Genomic DNA, 18,616 nt, shown 5'->3' with positions numbered 1-18,616 from the left:
CCTTGGCTCGCGACCGTCAGTCCATCCGCCGACGCGTACACCGGCGACGACACAGCACCCATCGCCAGTACCGCCAGCAACGTGATCGACAGCGTCCGCTTCATACGTCGTAACACTGGTCCTCCTCCAGTCGGGACGGCCTGTCCCGACTCAGTCAACGGTTCATCCGCGACGTCTCTTCAGCGCGGAAGCCTCGTACACCGAGCCATCCGGCGTCTTCGCGGCCTCCCCTCCGGGTGCGACGGCCGGCTCGTTCGTATGGCGACGCTACGAGCGACCGGTGAGGCGACGGTGAGGTCGCGGTGAGGCGAGCGTGCGCGCACCGGGCATAGTGGACTGTCGGGCGAAGACATGTCCTGGGGGGTCACATGCGTTTCGAGGTTCTCGGTCCACTGCGGCTTCAGACCGAAGGGGTCACCGCGCACATCGACGGTCCAAAGCAGCGTGCGCTGCTGGCCGCGCTGATCTCCCGCGCCGGCCGGCCCGCCTCACCCGCCACCCTCTACGAGGGCTTATGGGGCGGACGCCTGCCGACCTCCCCGCGCCGGGCGCTCACCTGGCACATCAGGCAGCTCCGCAAACTCCTCGACCGGCCTGACCGGCTCGTCTGGCGGCAGACGGGCTACGTCTTGGCCGCCGAAGCCACTGAAGTGGACGCTTCGTGCTTCACCACCCTGCGCGAGGCGGGCCTGGCCGCCCAACGTGCCGGAGACACCGCCCACGCGGGCGCCCTGTTCGCCGAGGCGCTGGGTCTGTGGCGCGGCGAGGCATACGCCGACGTACCCGAACACGCCATCCCCGAGGGTGAGGCGGCCCGGCTGGAGCGACTCCGGCTGGACGTACTCGCCCACCGCGTCACGGCCGATCTCACCTTGGGCCGGCACGAGGCGCTCCTGCCCGAACTGACGGCGTTGTCGGCGGCCCACCCGCTCGACGAGGGCATCCGCGCCAACCTCATGCTCGCCCTCCATCGCTGCGGCCGACGCGCCGACGCACTGGAGGCCTACCGCGAAGGCCGCGCGATCCTCGTCGCCGAACTCGGTCTCGAACCCGGTCCACGGCTGAGAAGGGCCGAGAAGGAAGTCCTCACCGACGAGGCCGGCCCCGAACCCGCCGCCGCGACGTCAGGACCCGCCGAACTGCCCGCCGCACCGCGCACCTTCACCGGCCGCGCCGACGACGTCGCCGCCGTCCTGGACGTCTTCGCCGCACCCGGGGCCGTCTGCGCGATCGCCGGGCCCGGCGGGATCGGGAAGTCGGCGATCGCGCTGCACATCGCCCATCACCTCGCGCGGGAGTTTCCCGACGGGCAGCTCTACGTCGACCTGCACGGAACAACACCGGATGTGAAAGCCCTCCAGCCCGAAGAAGCCCTCAGGCGGTTCCTGCGCTCCCTGCAAGGCCCGGCTTCGGCTTCAGCCCTCGGCGTGGAGGAACTGGCCGGGCGCTTCCGTTCGGCGACCGCAGGGAAACGCCTGCTCATCGTTCTAGACGACGCACGCGACGCGGCCCAAGTCCGGCCGCTCCTGCCCGGTGGCCCCGCCTGCGCGGTCGTGATCACCTCCCGCCGCGTCCTGTCGACGCTCGACGAGGCCACGATCCACCGCCTTGAGGCCCTACCGGATGCCGAAGCCATCGGCGTCCTGGCCAGACTCCTTGGCATCGAGCGCGTCGCCGCCGAAACCGAGGCCGCCGCCGACATCGCCGGCCACTGCGGTGGACTCCCTCTCGCACTGGTCATCGCGGCCGCCCGTCTGCGGGCCCGGCCGACCATGCCACTGTCCGCACTCGCGGCCCGGCTCGCCGCTGAGGACGCCCGCCTCGGCGAGCTCGCCGTCGACGACCGCGCCGTACGCGCCAGCTTCGCCGTCAGCCTCGCTGAGCTGGCCGATGACATGGGCGGTGGCCCGGCCCTTCGCCTGTTCGGCCTGCTCGGTGCGGTCGATACTCCCGACATGTCCGTTCCGGCCGCCGCGGCACTGGCCGACGTCGGCGAGCGGGAGGCCGAGGGCCTGCTGGCCGGGCTCGTCGACGCGCAGCTCCTGGAGCAGTCCGGGGACCGCTTCCACCTGCACGACCTGATGCGTCTGTTCGCCAAAGAGCAGCCCCTGTCGCCCGCGGAAGCCGCGGGCGGTTTCACGCGGATCCTCGGGTACTACGTCGGCGCCGCGCGCGCCACCATCGGCGTGATCGAGCCGCGGGCGACGGTCCGACGCGAGTACCGCGTCGGGCCGAGCGAGCGTGCGGGCACTCCCCCGTCCGACCGCACGGCCGCGACGCGCTGGGTTCAGGGTGAGTTGGACAACCTGCGCGCCGTCATGCGGCAGGCGGTGCTTCTCGGCGACGAGACCGCGACGACGCTGGCGCACCTGCTGACGACTCCACTCGACTACATCAAGGAACTTCCGGCTCTGCGTGAGATCGGCGACCAGGCCCTGGCCATCGCCGAGTCCGTCGGAGATCGGGAGCTGATGCTCGTCGCGCATCGAGATCTGGCCGAGGTCCTGGTGGCGAGTGAACGTGCCGACGAGGCCCTCCCTCATCTCGCCGTCGCCCGGGAGGCGGCGCGCCTGATGGCCGACCGGCACACCGAGGCGATTCTGCTCGGTCTCACCGATGGCGCCCACAGCCTCCTCGACCGTCACGCCGAAGCCCTGGACGCCTACGCGCGGTCGGTCGAACTGGCCCGCGAGTGCGGGCTCGAACAGACCGAAGGCGCCACCCTGAACGCGATGGGTCATCTGTTGCGGCAGGTGGGGGACCTTCCCGCCGCCCTCGACGCCCAACAGCGTGCCCAGGCGATCGCCGAGCGCCTGGGCAGTCCGCACGGGCAAGCCCTCACGTCATCGTCGGTGGCGGGCATTCACATGGAACTCGGGAACTACCGGGAGGCCGCCGAGCACTACGGCCACGCCATCGTGATGAACCGCGAAGCCGGGCAGGAGGAGGCCCTCGTGGCCGCCGACTATGCCTGGGGCCTGGCCGAGGCCCTGTACGCGATGGGGCGAGTCGGCGAGGCACTGGCCAGCTGGGGCGTTTCACTGGACGTACTGCACCGGTTCGGTGCCATCACCGCAGACGAGCGAGAGAGCCTTGGGGCGTCGGAGCACCCCCGGCAACCGGATGCGATCAGCCTGCCGGTGGTGGAGTGAGCGCGCCGCCTCGACGCGCGTCGTTGGGGGGACGGGTCTTCCCCCGCAAGCGGAGCCGCCACGCCCACCCGCCGCGACTACCGGCCCGACGGTCGGCGCGTCAAGGGTTCGGCGTGCACGTTTCGGCGGTGGAACGGGTCTTGCGCATCCGAGAATTCGCGGCGGCGATTGCGCGGCTTCCACGGATAAGGCGTAAAGGATCTCGACACAGCGGTTAAGTCGAGGTTACGCAGCGATTGTCCGATAAAGCGTGTTCTTCGCGGTGAAGTTGGCACATTCTTTTTGCGGGGCCGGAGTGTCCGAAAGGGCAGCAGGCGACTGCGCGCCGACGTGCGATCGTCCTGCGAATACTCCCTTAAGGGCAATGATCGAACCTTTTCAAACGGTCATGATCAGATCACGGAACGATAATGTTCGATTCTTTTCCCTTGTTTACGCAACATCACGATCGGTAACTTCTAGCCCATCAACCGGAGGTGAAACCTCCGTACTAGTAGGAAGGGCTGGAACTATGAACGAGACGGTGTCTCGCAAGTGGGCCAAGCCGGAACTGCGCAAGGAGTCGGTCACCGGCGCCTTGATCATCGACAAGTGCGCCTGCGCCTGCGGCGCGCTCTCCGGAAGCGGCGCGGGCTAAAGCCGGCCCGAACCATTCAGACTCGACGAGTCTCGGCAGGCGTATCACCCGATACGCCTGCTCGCAAAAAGGATTTACGGCTTCTTGTGGAGAGGGTGAATTGCCCATGCTCATTTCCGGTCAGTTGGACGCGCTGGTCGTGCCCGACGACATCGTGGTCTTCCGCGCGGCGAACGGCGACCGGTTCGCCCTCAACCCGACCCTGGCGGCCTGGGGCCGGCTCACGCCCCGCCAAGACGAGATCCTGTGCGCGCTGGCCCGCCGCGATCTCGCCTTCTTCCACCCCGACGACTTCGGGCTGGCCCTGGAGAAGGACCTCGCGCAGCTGGTCGTCAACTTCCTGGCCTACCTGCCCGGGCACGAACCGCAACGCAGCGAGCACGTCGTCGAACTGCGGATCGTCTACTACGCCATCACCGACGGCTGCAACCTGCGCTGCCCCTACTGCTACGCCTCCTCCGAGAAGGCACTGCCCGGCGAACTGAGCCACGAGGAGTCCCTGCGGCTGGTCGAACAGGCCGCCGAACTGGGCGCCGGGACCATGGTCTTCACCGGCGGCGAGCCGATGATGCGACGTGACCTCTTCGACGTCGTACGCCACGCCCGCTCACTGGGAATGCGCACCAACATCATCACCAACGGCACGCTCATACGTAACGCGAAGACCGCTGAGACGATGTCAGAACTGTTCGACATGGTGACCGTCAGCATGGACGGAGCGACCGCCGAACAGCACGAGAAGACCCGCGGCAGAGGAACCTTCGCCAAGACCAGCACCGGCCTGCGGCTGCTCAACGACGCCGGAGTCGTCCCGATGATCAACCACGTCGTCACCAATGACAACGTGCAGTACCTCGAAGACTTCGCCGACTTCGCCGGCCAGTTCAAACTCCAGCGCGTACGGATGATGCAGCACAGCGATCTCGGCCGCGGCCAAGGCGACGACCTGTCATTCGGCTGGGGCGAGTACATGAAGATCCACGATTTCGCCTGGACCCACCCCAAGGCCAAGAACATGCTGCCCGACCACGTCACCCCGGAAAAGCCGTGCAATGTCCGCGCCAACTGCGGAATGGGCAGCAACGAGATCTACGTCAATTCCCTCGGCGCGGTATACCCGTGCAAGCTGGTCACCAGCCCCAAAGACCTCGCCGGAAATGTCAAGGCCTCCTCGCTGCGGGAGATCTTCAACGGTGAACTGTTCGCCGAATTCCAGAACAGCACCATCTTCGGCGGCACGGTGCACACCGACTGCGAGCGCTGCTACATCAAGGGCGCCTGTGGCGGCGGCTGCCGCGCCTACCACCTGGCCCAGTCGGGCGACCTGCGCAAGAACTCCCGGCAGCTGTGCCGCATCCTGCGCCACCAGAAGATCAGCTCGATCTGGCACAGTCTCGGCGCCTCCGGCGACACCCTCGTCGGCGACAGCGAGGCCTTCCAGCCGCGCCTGGCCCGCAACGGCGAGGTGCACCCGGTCTACGAGGACTGGCGCACCGAACTCGCCGCCACGCCGCCCGCCTCGCCGCAGACCCCGTCCCGGCGGCTGCTGAACATCGTGGAGGCCCGCTGATGTCGAACCCGTGGATCATCGCCGAGCAGATCGTCTGGAGCGCCGACAGCGGGGAGATCCGGCTGTACGACGCACTCGAAGGGACCTTCCAGACCCTCAACGCCTCGGGCACGGCCATCTGGGAACTGGTCGTCGAAGGCCTCGGCACCGAGGAGATCGCCGCGCGCCTGTCGAGCCTGTACGGCGAGGACGACGAGGCCGAGCGGAAGCTGATCGCCGAGGACGTGCACGCCTTCCTCGCCGACCTGGCCACCCGAGGCGTGGTGTCTCCGGCCACCGCCGCGGCGCCGTGACGGCGGCCGCCGCCGCGCTCGTCCGGCGGGCGCTGGCGCGCCTCGGCCGGGCCGTGATCGACGTGGCCGGCACCAGCATGGCCCCGACGATCGTCGCGCCCGCCCGGGTCACGCTGACCGCCCGCCGCTTCGAGAACGTGGTGGTCGGCGACGTCGCGGCCTACCTGGCCGGCGAGGACATCGTGGTGCACCGGGTCGTCCACCGCGACGCAGACCGGCTGTTCACGGCCGGGGACGCCCGCCGCAGGGTCGACCCGGCCGCGCACCGCGGGGACTTCCTCGGCGTCGTCGAAGGGCTCGCGCCTTTCACCGCGCCTTCGCCGATGAAGCTGGTTCCGGCGCCCACGGGCGCCGGACCGGCGGCGGTACGCCTGTGGGTGTTCGAGCACGGCGCGACCTGGTCGACGACCGACACCGACGGCCTGACCGTGACACGGCTTCCCCGCGCCGGCATCGGCGCCGATCCCGGCGTCGTCGAACGGCTCCGCGCCGAGACCACCGGATCGGACCTGCGGATAGGGGTCTGCCAGTCGGCCCGAGACGGCATCGAACTGCTCACCGCCCTCGACCTCACCGCGTACGGAACCGTCGACGTCGTCACCGGCGTCGGTTTCACCACCGCCGCCCCACCACTGGCCGACGGGACCGTCCTGCTGCCCGAGGACCTCGCCCACGTCTTCGTGCGTACCGCGCCCCTCGGCGAGTGGCCGACGACCGCGTGGGTCACCGAAACCCTTGTCCCCCAACTGTCGCCGGTCCCCGCCGGACCCGCGGGAAGGCGGCCGCGATGACCGTCGTGATCGAGACCGAGCACCTGTCGAAGACCTACCCGGGCTCCGACGTCCCGGCCGTCGACGACGTGTCCTTCCGCGTCGCCGAAGGCGAGGTCATCGGACTGCTCGGTCCCAACGGTGCCGGGAAGACCAGCCTCATCAAGCTGATCTGCGGGGTCACCACGGCCAGCTCCGGTTCCCTGCGGGTCTTCGGCGCCGACCCGGTGACAGACCCCGTGACCGCCAAGTCCGCCCTCGGCGTGATGCACCAGTCGGCGCCCTTCGACCTGATGCTCAACGTCGTCGACAACCTCAAGATCGGCGCCCGCTTCGCCGACCGGCGCTGGCGCGAGGTCAAGGACTGGGTCGCCGAGCTCCTGGACCTGTTCGAACTCACCCCGGCGGTCAGGAAGCCCGCCTTCCAGCTCTCCGGCGGGCAGCGGCAGCGCCTCCAGCTCGTCCGGGCGCTCATCACGCTGCCGAAGGTCCTGGTCCTCGACGAACCCACCACCGGCCTCGACGTCAGCGGCCGCCGCCAGGTGTGGGAGACGGTGGCCAAACTGCGCGCGGAGTACGCCGTCAGCGTCTTGTGGACCAGCCACTACATCGAGGAGATCGAACGCAACTGCGAGCGGATCCTCCTGCTGCACAAGGGCAGGCTGCTGCGCGACGCCGATCCGGCCGCCATCGCCGCGGAGTTCGGATCGAGTGGTGTGCGCGCCGAACTCACCGACCCCGCACACGCCGCGTCGCTGCTGGCCTGGGCCACCGAGCGCGGCCTGAACGGCGAGGCCGACGAGCTGGGTGTCGAGATCACCGGCAAGGACGCCCGGGAGCGCATGCCCGAGCTGGTGCGCTTCGCCCACGATGAGCACATCGAACTGGCGGGGGTGTCGGTGTTCGCCGCCTCGCTGGAGGACGCCTTCGTGGCGCTGACCGTCAAGGAGTCGCGATGACCACCCTCTCGCTGTCCGGAGCACCGCAGTCGCGGGCCCGGCACGGTCGCCTCGCCGACCTCAAGGCGGTGCTGTACCGCGAGTTCATGCTGCTGACCCGCAACCGGGTCAACCTCGTGCTGTCGACCGTGCACGGTTTCATCTACCTGCTGCTGCTGAGCACCTCGCTGAGCAACATGATCTCGGTGGTCGGGTACGCCGGCACCGAGGTGTCCTATCTGGTGTTCGCGCTGCCGACGGTGCTGATGACGGCGGTGCTCAGCGCCTCGGCGAACTCCGGGACGGCGCTGTTCCAGGAGGACGCCAGCAAGATGGCGCTGGCGCTGTGGTCCTATCCGTTGCGGCGCTTCAGCTACATCGCCGGGAAACTCATCGCCAGCGTCGCGCTGGTGCTGGTGCAGGCGTTCCTGGCGCTGGGGGTCGGGACGCTGCTGTTCCGTTTCCCGCTGACGGCGGAGAACTGGCTGGCGCTGCTGCTGGCGACGCTGGTGGTGTCGGCGGCGTTCAACGCGCTGTACATGCTGCTGGGCGCCTACATCCGCGACTTCCAGAGTTTCAACATCGTCGTCAACCTCTCGGTGCCGGTCCTGCTGTTCAGCAGCCCGTCGTTCTACTCCGAGGAGAGCATGCCGACGGTCCTGCGCTGGATCTCGACGGTCAACCCGGTCACCTACGGCCTGCGCGGCCTGCGCGACGCGACCATCGTCGGCTTCTCCGCCGCCTGGCCGTGGCTCGCCGGCCTCGCCGTCGCCGCGGCCGCCGGGTACTGGACGGTGGCCTGGGCACTGCTTCGCCGGACGCGACAGATGCTGTAAGTCCACAAGGGACGGTTGCCCTCGCGTTGCTTCGAGCCTGCGCCCACAGGCACGCGAAACTGCCCTTCGTACCTGGATGATCGCGGTAAGTGACATCTAGCGTCGAAGGAAAGAAACGCGGAGGGGACCATGGCCTTAGGTTTCGAAGCCGAAATCCTGCGAAAGATCACCGACAACAACAACACCGTCCTGACCGGCGACACCAAGCTCGTGAGCCATCCCTGGTTTCGGCTGGTCAGCGACAAGGTCAACGCCGGCAACGGCCAGTACTCCAACATGGAGTACGTCGTCCGCCACGTCGACCAGCTCGCCGGTACCGACCAGAACGCCGCCGACCTGGTCGGCGAACGGGTCGCCGCGCTGATGCTGATGAACGACGAGCTGTACGCCGCCCAGAACCAGCTGGTCAACCTGCTGACCGACCCGCAGCCGGGCAATCAGGCGATCCAGTTCTACATCGATCCCGTCTACGGCAACACCGGCAACCTCAACGTGCGCAACTGTCCGGCCGCCGGTGTCGACCAGGGGTTGCTGCACATCCACTACACCGTCGGATTCGCCCCCGCGCAGTGGCGCGCGATGCTCAACGGCATCGCGCCGGCCACCCGCCCCGACAGCGCCAACGTCCGCTCGCGAACACACCTGACGAACGGCATCGCCGTCGCCGACACGATCGTGAACAACACCCTGAACGTCGCCATCGGCGCCACCGGGGCCCAGGCCGCCACCGTGCGCACCGAACTGCGCGGTCACCTCGCGCTGCTCTACATGCACGCGATGGTGTGGATCGACCGCATGCTGGCCAACCAGCGCAACGACCTCCAGACGGCGGTTCCGGTCAATCACGCGAAACTCAACCAGGTGCTCGCCCAGCTCCCCTTCGGGGACGGCCAGGTCAAGAACAAGATCGCCGCGCTGCCGAGGGCCACCCTCGCGCAGATGTGGGGCGTGCTGTCGGCGGGTTCGCGTCAGGTGCTCAGCGGCAACGTCGACCCCGTGCTCAACGCCTTGGCCGCGAAGGTCGAGAACGCGCACGGCATCGACTTCCCCGACAACTACCAGCTCACCAGCCCCACCGCCGGGACCACGTCGCTGGTCACCTACATCACCTCCGGCCTCAACGGGCAGAACGGGATCAGCCAGGAGGTGCTCTTCGGCGGCATGAACCAGACCGGCGTGGACAACTCCATCGTCGGCCACCCGATGGTGCCATTCGAGTTCCGCGCGCTGTACAACGCCCATGTCACCTGGGGCGACCTGCGTGCCGACGTCATCCGCATCGCCCGCTGGTCGCGCGACCTCACACGCTCGCTGGTCTGAACGTGTGGCGGGTCCCGGCGCCCACCGCCGGGGCCCGCCAGGTGCGCCGAACGCGCGATATCCGGCCAGTTCTGGCCACATTCCGGCCGAACACGCGCCCTCAGGTGCCCGCAGCCCCCTTCATGGGTAGGGGCGTTCACCGACTCGGCATCGGACGCACCGACCGGAAACCAACACGGCACATGGGGGCAACATGCGTTCGGGCATCACGAAGTACACCGTGGCGGCGGCCGTTCTCGCTACGGCGAGCGCCCTGCTCATTCCCGGCACGGCGTCCGCGGCCGCACCGCGCGGTCCGGGCTCCGCCGGTGAGGACACCGCGGCGGGGAACGAAGAGAGGCCGCTGGAGAAGAACTGGGCCAAACTGCACGACCTGACCGATGCGCCCAGGAACTGCCTCGACAACGCCTACGTCAAGGGCTGTGTCCAGCCGTACGGCGACATGCTCTGGCTGCGCGACGACGAGTGGGACGGCATCGATGTGCGGCTGGTGTGGATCGACAACTCCGATCCCGAGGATCCCCGGCGCGGCATCTGCCAGGACGCCGAGGGCTATGGGGACTGGACGCGCTGCGACAAGGACCTGCCCGACGGGCACGAGATCAAGTGGACCACCAGCTGGTGGGCGGACGGCGAATGGCGCCTTGGCAAGGCCCAGCGCATCATCATCTGAGGCGGTCCCGGCGAGGGCGGACACCCGGCATCGTGGTCGCGGTGACGAGTGCCCGCCCACGCCGCCCCTCGCGGTCGCCGTGCTCAGGTGCGCTCCCGGCTTTCGTGGGTGGTCGTGCGGGCTTCGTAGCCGTTGCGGACTCTCGGGGAACCGGGCTGCGCCTGCCTGAGCTGGAGCCCTTCGATGTTCGGCCCGGCACCGGAGCCCGCAGGCAGGTCAGCACCTCCACCCGCACTGAACCTGGGACCGGTAGACGCCCGTGGCGCCCTAACGTCCATGTCGTCAGTCATCGACGACATGGATCGAAGGGAAGCACATCATGGGATTCTTCGGACGCAAGAGCCGCGAGGAGCGCAACGCCGAGATCGTCGGCAAGGTCGCCAGTGGCAAGGGCTTCTACGGCGGGCTGACGCGCGCTTTCCTCGGTGAGGCGGACTTCAGCAAGGTGCAGCAGTCGATCGCCGCGCACAACTCCGGCGCCTACGTCCAGCAGTTGCTGGCCGCCGGTGTGCCGACGTTTCCGGCGACCGTCGTCTCGATCGGCGACACCGGCAAGCTGGTCAACTTCGAACCGATCGTCGACCTGGTCCTCGACGCGCCCGGAGCCGTCGGCCGCATCGGGCTGCAGACCATCATCTCGAAGCTGCAGATCCCCCGGGCCGGTGACCAGGTGCTGCTCGTCGGCGACCCTTCCCAGCCCGGTGTCTACCTCTACGCCGGGCTCGCCACGGCGCCGTGAACCGTGGGGCCTCCACATAGGACGAATGCACTCGCCTGGTGTGACCGTGAAAGTCCGCCGCCGGGCCTGAGGTGGGACTACGCTGGCCTGTGCATCGCGCCGACCGAGATCGGGGGCCGTCCATGCGCCACATTTCCGACCCCGTCTACGGTGCCGTCCTCGACGGCGTCGCCGACGACACCGCAGCCGTCCAGCTGATGCTCGACGCCGGACCGGGTTCCAGCTCGATCGCGGGGGCGAAGATCCGCATCTCGGCGCCGCTGGTCTTACGCACCGGGACCCGCCTCGACGCGCACGGTGCCCGCGTCGGCGGGTCCGGCGGCCACAGCCTCATCCGCAACTTCGCCCCCGAGGACTCCTTCACCGGCCACGACGGGCACGGCGACATCACCCTCGAAGGCGGGATCTGGGACGCCCGTGGGGAACTCGCCGCGCCCGAGGGCCCGCACGCCGGTGCGGCGTGGAACGCCATGACCTTCGCGAAAGGGCGGCGGATCGTCGTCCGCGACCTGGAGATCCGCAATGTCGCGTCGTATCACGCGGTCGAGGTCAACGCCTGCGACGGCGCCCTGATCGACAACGTGACCGCGCGGGGCTTCCTGCTCAGCCTGGCCCACCGGGTCTTCTCCGAGGCCTTCCAGATCGACGTCGCCGCGAGCCCCGCCAGCAGCGACCTCGGAGAGTGGGACGGGACGCATTCGCGCGACGTCACCGTCCGCGCCTGCTACGCCGGCCCCTCCCTCGACTACGACCCGAGCGCCGGAACCGGTCTCGGGCCTTTCGGGGCGCTCGCCGGATCGCACACCCACGTCGACGACCGCGTGTACGACGGGATCCGGATCCTCGACAACGTCTGCGAGGGCGCCCTGAAGTACGGGGTGCGGGCGCATGCCTGGCGTGATCCGGTCATTCGCGGGAACACCATCACCGGCGCGGGCACCAACGGGGTCCTCGTCGAACTGGGCGCGGGCGGCATCGTGTCGGGCAACGTCATCGCCTCGACGGCGTCGAACGCCGTGAACGTCACCGACACCGACGGCGTCATCGTCGCCGACAACACCATCCGCGACACCGCGACGAACTACGGGATCTACCTGTCGGCGACCAACGCCACGGCCGTGACCGGCAACCGCGTCGAGGCCGCCGCTACCGCCGGGCTCCGTTTCGGCACCGGCGCGACCTTCTGCATGGCCTCGGGGAACACGATTGTGCGGGGCGTGTCAGCAGGAGTCGTGGCGATCTCGGCGGGGGCGGGCGCGGGGACGGTCAACACGGCCATCCACAACCAGCTCGTGGGGTACACCGCGGCGTCGGTGGCGGTCTCGTCGGGAACGGTCGTGGTGGTGCCGCCCGCGGCCGGGTCGGCGGGGAGCAACGTGCGCTAGTGTCCGGCGCCCTCGCCGGCACAGGCCCGCGCGATCCTCGACGCCAGCACCAAAGCCCGCGCCGACGGCCCGCCGGGCGGGTACCCGGCGGGCCGTCGGCGCGGTGGTTCAGACGGTCGCGACGCCTAGACCCTGGTCTCGTAGACCGGGCTGTACGACCAGTCGCTGCCGCTGCTCACCTTGTACGCCAGCTGCCAGGCGATCCGGTGGTTCTCCGGCAGATCCTTGTTGCAGCGTGCCCATCCGGCGTCCGCGCCGAGCGTGTTGCGGCACTTGCCGTAGCGGTCGCCGTCCAGGTCCTCCCACTTCAGCGTCACGTGGGCCCCGTTCGACGCGTTGTCCTTGATCCACAGGACGTCGCCGTAAGGCTGGACGCAGCCCGAGACGTAACCGTTGCCCGCGCAGTACTTCGTGGGATCGGTGAGGGCGTGCTCGACCGCGTAGTCGATCTCCTCGCTGGCCAGCGTCCCGACCTGGCCGGACTTCAGCTCGGTCAGGCTCGAAACCCCCGCGGGCTCCGATCCGGTCTCGCTCGCCGACGCCGCCGTCGAGCCCAGCAGCCCGAAGACCGCGAAGGCGAGGGCGATGAACGTGATGATCCGTTTGCGCACTGTGATTCTCCCCATGCGTGTGCGTGGCGCGGGGGACGTCTAACCCCCTGTCCCCCGCCTGCGGCGGTTCTCCCCTGCCGCATCGCCATGGTTCAACGGTGCGCCACACAACGGCCACAGCCGCGCCACATTCCGACCGCTGTCGGCTGGGGCGAGCCGGTTCGGCTGCCGCCACGGGGTTCTCGGCGTCGCGGTGGAACTCAGGTCTGGGATCCGGTCCGCGTGGCCTGTCCGTCGTATTTGCCGTCGGCCACGTCGGCGACCCGGATCGTGCGCCCGAGCGTCGCCGACAGGTAGACGGCGCGAACCGTGGTCAGCGCGAGGAATCCGGCGTCCACGTCGACCAGGGGTGTGCGGCCTTCGCGGATCGCCGTGACGATGTCGGTCCACTGTGCCTGGTGGGAGTTGCCGGGACCGCCGTTGAGTTCGGCGAGTTCGCGGGTGACCTGGTCGCCGTCGATGTCTTCGGCGTCGCGTGTGTGGAAGAAGGTCAGTTCGTCTCTGGCGATGACCGCCGAGCCGTCGGTCCCGTGGATCTGCAGGCGGACGCCGAGGTCGGGGTAGGCGGCGGTGGTGGCGTGGAGGGTGGCCAGGGCGCCGTCTTCGAAGCGCAGGATCGCCACGGCGACGTCTTCGACCTCGATGCGTTCGTGGGCGAGGCGGGCGGTGTGGGCGGTGACGTCGACGGGTTCGCCGAGGAACCACAGGAGCAGGTCGAGGGTGTGCACGCCCTGGTTCATGAGGGCGCCGCCGTCGAGGGCCCAGGTGCCGCGCCAGGCGGCGGAGTCGTAGTACTCCTGGCTGCGGAACCAGTCGGTGTTGGCCACCGCCGAGGTGATCCGGCCGAAGCGTCGTGCGTCGAGGGCGCGGCGGACGGCCCGGGCGGAGGGGTCGTGGCGGTGCTGGGAAATGACGGCGATGACTTGGCCGGGGCGTTGAGCGGCGGCATCGCGCAGGTGCCGTGCGGCGGCGACGTCGACGTCGAGGGGTTTTTCGATGACGACGTGGAGGCCCGCTTCGAGCGCTTCGAGTCCGAGTTGGGCGTGTGTGCCGCTGAGGGTGCAGATCACGACGATGTCGATGCCGCCGTCGGCGAGGGCGGTCGTCAGGTCGGTGTGGACGCGGGGTGGTGGGGCTCCGAGTCGGTGGAGGTGTTCGGCGACGGCGGTGGTGGCGGCGGACGAGGGGTCGATGAGGGCGGCGACGTGGAGGTCTGGGCTGTGGGCGGCGAGTTCGGCGTGGAGGCGTCCGATGACGCCGCAGCCGACGACGGCCAGGCGCAGTGGTGGGTGGGGGTTCATGTGGGGTGGGCTCCTCGTCGGGGGTGGGGCGTTTTTGAACTTTAGGTTGCTGTGCCATTGATTTAGTAACACTCATGGTTTTATTTTGTCTACACGTCTTCACGTCCCGCCCCCACGGGACTCCCCCACCCACCACCCCCTGTTTCGCTCCTCACCACCCCAGGAGTTTCAATGCCGAAACTGTCACGACGGCAGGTGCTCGTGGCCGGATCCGTCGGCGCGGCCGCCATGGCCACCGCCGGGTGCAGCGACCCCGGCGGCGACGCCGCCACCGAGGCCCTCGACCCCTCGGCGAAGGTCTCGATATCGGTCGGCGATCAGCCCACCGAGGACAAGCCCGACCAGCTCGCCGCCTTCAACAAGCGCATCGAAGAGTTCAAGGCCGCCAACCAGAACATCGCCGTGGAGGCTTCGCCGGAGAAGTGGGAGGCCCAGACCTTCCAGGCCAAACTCGCCGGCGGCACCCTCCCCACCGTCATGGGCGTCTCGCTGACCTACAGCCACGAGCTGATCGAGAACGGCCAGCTGCCCGACATGACGCCCTACCTCGACGAGCTCGGCCTCGTCGCCGATCTCAACCCGCTCGCCCTCGACAACGCCAAAGACGACGGCGGGAAGATCTACACGATCCCGACCGGCCTGTTCTCGGTCGGCATCGCCTACAACCGCGCGATCTTCGCCAAGGCCGGTCTCGACCCCGACACGCCGCCGGCCACCTGGGAGGACGTGCGCGCCTTCGCGCGGCAGATCAAGGCCAAGGTCGGCGGTGTGACCCCGTACGCGCAGATGACCACCAACAACACCGGTGGCTGGATGCTGACCACCATGACCTACTCCCTCGGCGGCCGCGTCCAGAACGACGCCGGCACCGAGGCCGTCATGGGCCAGCAGACCATCGACGCCCTCCAGCTCCTGCACGACATGCGCTGGGGTGACGACACGATGGGCCGGGAGTTCCTCTACGACCAGGAGGCCGTGCGGCAGGCCTTCGCCGGTGGCACCATCGGCATGGTCCTGCAGGCACCCGACTGCTACTTCACCGTCGTGAAGGACTACGGCTTCGACCCGGCCGACTACGGCCAGGGCGCGCTCCCGCAGGGTGGCGCCGGCGGCAACGGCACCCTCACCGGCGGGACCCTGAAACTCTTCGACGCCAAGGCGACCCCGAACCAGCTGCTGGCCGCCGCCAAGTGGATCAAGTTCTACGACTTCGACAAGTACTACGACCAGGCCGCCGCCCTCGCCGACGCCGAGTCGAACGCCGCGAACAACAGTCCCGTCGGACTGCCCGGCCTCCCGCCGGTCTCCCAGGCCGTCTACGACCGCTACCTCGGGTGGATCAAGCCGCACATCAACGTTCCGCTGGAGCAGTTCACCGGCTACACCGCGGCCACCCTCCCGCTCATCGCCGAACCACCCGCCGGGACGCAGCAGACCTACGCCGCCCTCGACCCGGTGGTGCAGCAGATCCTGACCGATGAGGGCGCCGACATCGTGCGGGCCGTCGCCGACGCCAACGCCACCGTCAAAGGCATCATCGACCAGGCCGCGCGCTAGCGCCACGCGGACCGGCCGGGCCCACACCCGGCCGGTCCGCCGAATGGAGACGCCATGTCAGCAACCCCCGAGGCGGCCCCCGCCGCCCGCGCCCGGCGGCGCGCACGCCCGCGTGTCAACCTCACCCGATGGGCGAAAGGCGGCGGTCTGCACGCCGTACTGTTCGCCGTCCCGGTCGTCGTGGTCTACCTCTACTTCAGCTGGGGCCCGGTCGTCCAGGGCCTCGTCTTCAGCTTCCAGAAGACCAACCTCATCCGCCCCGCCGAATGGGTCGGCTGGAGCAACTTCGAGTACGTCCTCGGCGATCCGGGCCTGGTCCAGGCCTCCCTCAACACCGCCTACTTCGCGCTCCTCGCGCTGGTCTTCGGCTTCCCGATCCCGATCATCCTCGCCGTCCTGGTCACCGAACTGCGCAAGTACGACACGCTCTACAACGCGCTGGCCTACCTGCCGGCCGTCATCCCGCCGGTGGCGGCGATCCTGCTGTGGAAGTTCTTCTACGACCCCGACAGCACCGGCCTGTTCAACAGCGTCCTCGGCTGGTTCGGCCTCGGCCCCTACCCCTGGCTCAACGACTCCTCCAGCGCCATGCCCTCCATCGTCCTCTACGCCACCTGGGCGGGCGCGGGCTCGACCGCCATCATCTACATCGCCGCACTGGCCACGGTCCGCACCGAGCTCTACGAGGCCGCCGAGATCGACGGCGCCGGGATCTGGCGCCGCATCTGGCACATCACGCTCCCCCAGCTGCGCGGCGTCATCTTCGTGATGATGCTCCTCCAGCTCATCGGGACCTTCCAGATCTTCTCCGAACCCTTCCTGTTCACCGGCGGCGGACCCAACAACGCCACCCAGACGATCCTGCTCAAGATCTACAACTACGCCTTCGTCAACGGCGACTTCGGGGCCGCGACCGCCTTGAGCGTCCTGCTGGCGCTGGCCCTCGGCCTGCTGTCGGCCGTCTACTACTTCGTGACACGGAAGTGGAGCGCGGCATGACCCTTACCGGCAAGCCCTCCAGAGCCCGCCGCAAGGCCGGCGAGGCGAAAGAACGCGGGGTCATCTCCACCACCGACCGCAAACGCCCCATCGTGCGGACCTGGTTCACCATCGTCCAGACGATCCTGCTCATCGTCCTCATCATCACCGGCCTCGGACCGCTGCTGTGGTCGGCGAAGGCCTCGATCTCCTCCTCCAACGCCATCGTCACCGAACCGATGGGCATCTGGTTCACCCCCGCCGAATGGGGCAACCTGCTGCTCGCCTGGAACGGCGCCCAGATCGGCCGCTCCCTGATCAACACCGTCATCCTCGCCGTCGGCTCGACGGCCTCGACACTCATCGTCAGCGTCGCCGCCGCCTACCTGCTCAGCGTCCTGCGTCCCAAGTGGGGACCGATCCTGTCCGGCGCGATCCTGGCCACCCTGTTCCTGCCCGGCGTGATCTCCTTCGTACCGCTGTACCTGACCATCCTCGACATGCCACTGCTCCACATCGGACTCCAGGACACCTTCTGGGCGGTGTGGCTGCCCGCCGGGGCCAGCGCCTTCAACGTCGTCGTCCTCAAACGCTTCTTCGACTCCATCCCACGCGAGTACATGGAAGCCGCCAAAATCGACGGCGCCGGGCCGATCCGGATCCTCACCATGGTCGTACTGCCCCTGTCCCGGCCGATCCTCGGCGTCATCGTGCTGCTGTCGGTCGTCGGATCCTGGAAGGAATTCCTCTGGCCCATGCTCGTCTTGTCCAACCCCGAGCTCCAGCCCGTCTCGGTCATGCTCCCCAAACTCGCCGCCGGCAACTCGCCGCTCTCGGTCCAGATGGCCGCGGTGTTCTTGTCCATACTCGTTCCCGTGGTCATCTTCGCGATCTTCCAGAAACAGTTCCTGCGCGGCGTCGGCTCGGCCGGAGGAATCAAAGGATGACAACCGACCTCAACGGCGCCCACGTCCTGGTCACCGGCGCCTCCGGCCGGATCGGGACGGTCACCGTCCCACACCTGCGCGAACTCGGCGCCCACGTCACCACCCTGTCCATAGCCGGCAATCCGGGCCTGGAAGCCGACCGCGTCCTGGTCGGTGACACCCGCTCCCAAGACGACGTCGCCGACGCCCTCGACGGCATCGACCTCGTCGTGCACCTCGCCGCGCTCGCCCACCGCGACATCGCCCCGCCCTACGACGTCTACAGCACCAACGTCGTATCCACCTTCAACGTGCTCGCCCAGGCCGGCGCCGCCGGGATCGGCCGCGCCGTCGTGGCCGGCAGCATCAACTCCTACGGGCTGCCCATGAACCGCCACCCCGTGCACCCGGCCTACTTCCCCCTCGACACCGACATCCCCGTCGACATCTCCGACTGGTACTCACTGTCGAAACGCAACGACGAGAACACCGCCCGGATGGCCTGGCGGCAATGGGGAATCGACATCATCACCCTCCGCTTCCCCCACGTCCACGACGAAGCCGCGCTCCGCGAACACGCCCGCTTCCACCACGACCACCCGCACGCCGGTGTCACCGAGGCCTGGTCCTACCTCACCACCACCGACGCCGCACGCGCCATCGCCCTGTCCCTGACGGCCACCACCACCGGCGCCCACGCGTTCTTCCTCGCCGCCGGCGACACCCTCGCCCCCTACCGGACCGAAGACCTCCTCACCGCCCACGCACCCGATGTGCCCCGACTGCGCCGCTTCATCGACCGCGAGGTGCCCATCGACCTCACCCCCGCGCGCAGCCTCATCGGCTTCGAGGCACACCACCTCATCGACCTGCCCACCCTCGACCTACCGGCCTGACCGCAAACGTCACCACCGACCACCACGAGGAACA

The 18,616-nt window shown here is 68.8% G+C and carries 16 protein-coding genes; 14 read left to right on the top strand and 2 right to left on the bottom strand.

Going from position 1 to position 18,616, the window contains the following annotated elements; genetic code table 11:
* Nucleotides 1–368: 368 nt before the first annotated feature.
* The 10 genes from HNR73_RS28280 to HNR73_RS28235 all read left to right on the top strand — a co-directional run bounded on the left by HNR73_RS28280 (nt 369) and on the right by HNR73_RS28235 (nt 12,313).
* Nucleotides 369–3,152: an AfsR/SARP family transcriptional regulator gene (locus HNR73_RS28280; protein WP_184790705.1), complete on the top strand. Its 2,784-nt coding sequence runs from the start codon at nt 369–371 to the stop codon at nt 3,150–3,152.
* A gap of 743 nt (nt 3,153–3,895) precedes the next feature.
* Nucleotides 3,896–5,359, top strand: coding sequence for a StsB family radical SAM/SPASM domain sactipeptide maturase (gene stsB, locus HNR73_RS28275; RefSeq protein ID WP_184790704.1), 1,464 nt, complete (start codon nt 3,896–3,898; stop codon nt 5,357–5,359).
* On the top strand, nt 5,359–5,652 hold the full coding sequence (locus HNR73_RS28270; RefSeq protein WP_184790703.1) for a PqqD family protein: 294 nt from the start codon (nt 5,359–5,361) through the stop codon (nt 5,650–5,652). The genes stsB and HNR73_RS28270 overlap by 1 nt, the downstream gene beginning before the upstream one ends.
* Nucleotides 5,649–6,443 carry a S26 family signal peptidase gene (locus HNR73_RS28265; RefSeq protein ID WP_184790702.1) on the top strand — a complete coding sequence of 265 codons (795 nt, stop codon included), beginning with the start codon at nt 5,649–5,651 and terminating at the stop codon, nt 6,441–6,443. The genes HNR73_RS28270 and HNR73_RS28265 overlap by 4 nt, the downstream gene beginning before the upstream one ends.
* Nucleotides 6,440–7,381 carry an ABC transporter ATP-binding protein gene (locus tag HNR73_RS28260; RefSeq protein WP_184790701.1) on the top strand — a complete coding sequence of 314 codons (942 nt, stop codon included), beginning with the start codon at nt 6,440–6,442 and terminating at the stop codon, nt 7,379–7,381. The genes HNR73_RS28265 and HNR73_RS28260 overlap by 4 nt, the downstream gene beginning before the upstream one ends.
* Entirely contained in the window at nt 7,378–8,196 is an 819-nt protein-coding gene (locus HNR73_RS28255) for an ABC transporter permease (protein WP_184790700.1), read from the top strand. Before HNR73_RS28260 ends, HNR73_RS28255 begins: the two co-directional genes overlap by 4 nt.
* A 129-nt stretch (nt 8,197–8,325) precedes the next feature.
* Nucleotides 8,326–9,516: a hypothetical protein gene (locus tag HNR73_RS28250; RefSeq protein WP_184790699.1), complete on the top strand. Its 1,191-nt coding sequence runs from the start codon at nt 8,326–8,328 to the stop codon at nt 9,514–9,516.
* Nucleotides 9,517–9,709: 193 nt separating this feature from the next.
* Nucleotides 9,710–10,189, top strand: coding sequence for a hypothetical protein (locus HNR73_RS28245; RefSeq protein ID WP_184790698.1), 480 nt, complete (start codon nt 9,710–9,712; stop codon nt 10,187–10,189).
* A gap of 319 nt (nt 10,190–10,508) precedes the next feature.
* The gene (locus HNR73_RS28240; RefSeq protein WP_184790697.1) at nt 10,509–10,928 is read left to right on the top strand and encodes a hypothetical protein; all 420 of its coding nucleotides are present in this window, start codon (nt 10,509–10,511) and stop codon (nt 10,926–10,928) included.
* 122 nt (nt 10,929–11,050) lie between these two features.
* Nucleotides 11,051–12,313: a right-handed parallel beta-helix repeat-containing protein gene (locus HNR73_RS28235; protein ID WP_184790696.1), complete on the top strand. Its 1,263-nt coding sequence runs from the start codon at nt 11,051–11,053 to the stop codon at nt 12,311–12,313.
* A gap of 125 nt (nt 12,314–12,438) precedes the next feature.
* Here HNR73_RS28235 and HNR73_RS28230 read toward each other — a convergent pair whose 3' ends face one another.
* Together HNR73_RS28230 and HNR73_RS28225 are read right to left on the bottom strand one after the other, a co-directional pair.
* Complete coding sequence (locus HNR73_RS28230; RefSeq protein ID WP_184790695.1) at nt 12,439–12,924, bottom strand: hypothetical protein; 486 nt, start codon at nt 12,922–12,924, stop codon at nt 12,439–12,441.
* A 200-nt stretch (nt 12,925–13,124) separates the two neighbouring features.
* On the bottom strand, nt 13,125–14,225 hold the full coding sequence (locus HNR73_RS28225) for a Gfo/Idh/MocA family protein (protein WP_184790694.1): 1,101 nt from the start codon (nt 14,223–14,225) through the stop codon (nt 13,125–13,127).
* A 171-nt stretch (nt 14,226–14,396) separates the two neighbouring features.
* Between HNR73_RS28225 and HNR73_RS28220 the strand changes: the two genes are divergently transcribed.
* Genes HNR73_RS28220 through HNR73_RS28205 form a run of 4 tightly spaced genes read left to right on the top strand, consistent with a single transcriptional unit; the run spans nt 14,397 to nt 18,582 of the window.
* The gene (locus HNR73_RS28220; RefSeq protein WP_184790693.1) at nt 14,397–15,782 is read left to right on the top strand and encodes an ABC transporter substrate-binding protein; all 1,386 of its coding nucleotides are present in this window, start codon (nt 14,397–14,399) and stop codon (nt 15,780–15,782) included.
* 54 nt (nt 15,783–15,836) lie between these two features.
* Nucleotides 15,837–16,781: a carbohydrate ABC transporter permease gene (locus HNR73_RS28215; protein WP_184790692.1), complete on the top strand. Its 945-nt coding sequence runs from the start codon at nt 15,837–15,839 to the stop codon at nt 16,779–16,781.
* Nucleotides 16,778–17,707: a carbohydrate ABC transporter permease gene (locus HNR73_RS28210; RefSeq protein ID WP_184790691.1), complete on the top strand. Its 930-nt coding sequence runs from the start codon at nt 16,778–16,780 to the stop codon at nt 17,705–17,707. Before HNR73_RS28215 ends, HNR73_RS28210 begins: the two co-directional genes overlap by 4 nt.
* Entirely contained in the window at nt 17,704–18,582 is an 879-nt protein-coding gene (locus HNR73_RS28205; RefSeq protein ID WP_184790690.1) for an NAD-dependent epimerase/dehydratase family protein, read from the top strand. Before HNR73_RS28210 ends, HNR73_RS28205 begins: the two co-directional genes overlap by 4 nt.
* Nucleotides 18,583–18,616: the final 34 nt, after the last annotated feature.

Source organism: Phytomonospora endophytica, from assembly GCF_014202425.1.
GTDB classification, from domain to species: domain Bacteria; phylum Actinomycetota; class Actinomycetes; order Mycobacteriales; family Micromonosporaceae; genus Phytomonospora; species Phytomonospora endophytica.
Note: the sequence above shows the minus strand (reverse complement) of the source record. Positions and strands in the feature narration are given on the sequence as shown.

Bases quoted from the DNA above. Each gene is read 5' to 3' on its own strand.
- HNR73_RS28260 (WP_184790701.1), top strand. From the start codon at position 6,440: ATGACCGTCGTGATCGAGACCGAGCACCTGTCGAAGACCTACCCGGGC.
- stsB (WP_184790704.1), top strand. From the start codon at position 3,896: ATGCTCATTTCCGGTCAGTTGGACGCGCTGGTCGTGCCCGACGACATC.
- HNR73_RS28220 (WP_184790693.1), top strand. From the start codon at position 14,397: ATGCCGAAACTGTCACGACGGCAGGTGCTCGTGGCCGGATCCGTCGGC.
- HNR73_RS28280 (WP_184790705.1), top strand. From the start codon at position 369: ATGCGTTTCGAGGTTCTCGGTCCACTGCGGCTTCAGACCGAAGGGGTC.
- HNR73_RS28240 (WP_184790697.1), top strand. From the start codon at position 10,509: ATGGGATTCTTCGGACGCAAGAGCCGCGAGGAGCGCAACGCCGAGATC.
- HNR73_RS28250 (WP_184790699.1), top strand. From the start codon at position 8,326: ATGGCCTTAGGTTTCGAAGCCGAAATCCTGCGAAAGATCACCGACAAC.
- HNR73_RS28270 (WP_184790703.1), top strand. From the start codon at position 5,359: ATGTCGAACCCGTGGATCATCGCCGAGCAGATCGTCTGGAGCGCCGAC.
- HNR73_RS28245 (WP_184790698.1), top strand. From the start codon at position 9,710: ATGCGTTCGGGCATCACGAAGTACACCGTGGCGGCGGCCGTTCTCGCT.
- HNR73_RS28210 (WP_184790691.1), top strand. From the start codon at position 16,778: ATGACCCTTACCGGCAAGCCCTCCAGAGCCCGCCGCAAGGCCGGCGAG.
- HNR73_RS28235 (WP_184790696.1), top strand. From the start codon at position 11,051: ATGCGCCACATTTCCGACCCCGTCTACGGTGCCGTCCTCGACGGCGTC.
- HNR73_RS28205 (WP_184790690.1), top strand. From the start codon at position 17,704: ATGACAACCGACCTCAACGGCGCCCACGTCCTGGTCACCGGCGCCTCC.
- HNR73_RS28255 (WP_184790700.1), top strand. From the start codon at position 7,378: ATGACCACCCTCTCGCTGTCCGGAGCACCGCAGTCGCGGGCCCGGCAC.
- HNR73_RS28225 (WP_184790694.1), bottom strand. From the start codon at position 14,225: ATGAACCCCCACCCACCACTGCGCCTGGCCGTCGTCGGCTGCGGCGTC.
- HNR73_RS28215 (WP_184790692.1), top strand. From the start codon at position 15,837: ATGTCAGCAACCCCCGAGGCGGCCCCCGCCGCCCGCGCCCGGCGGCGC.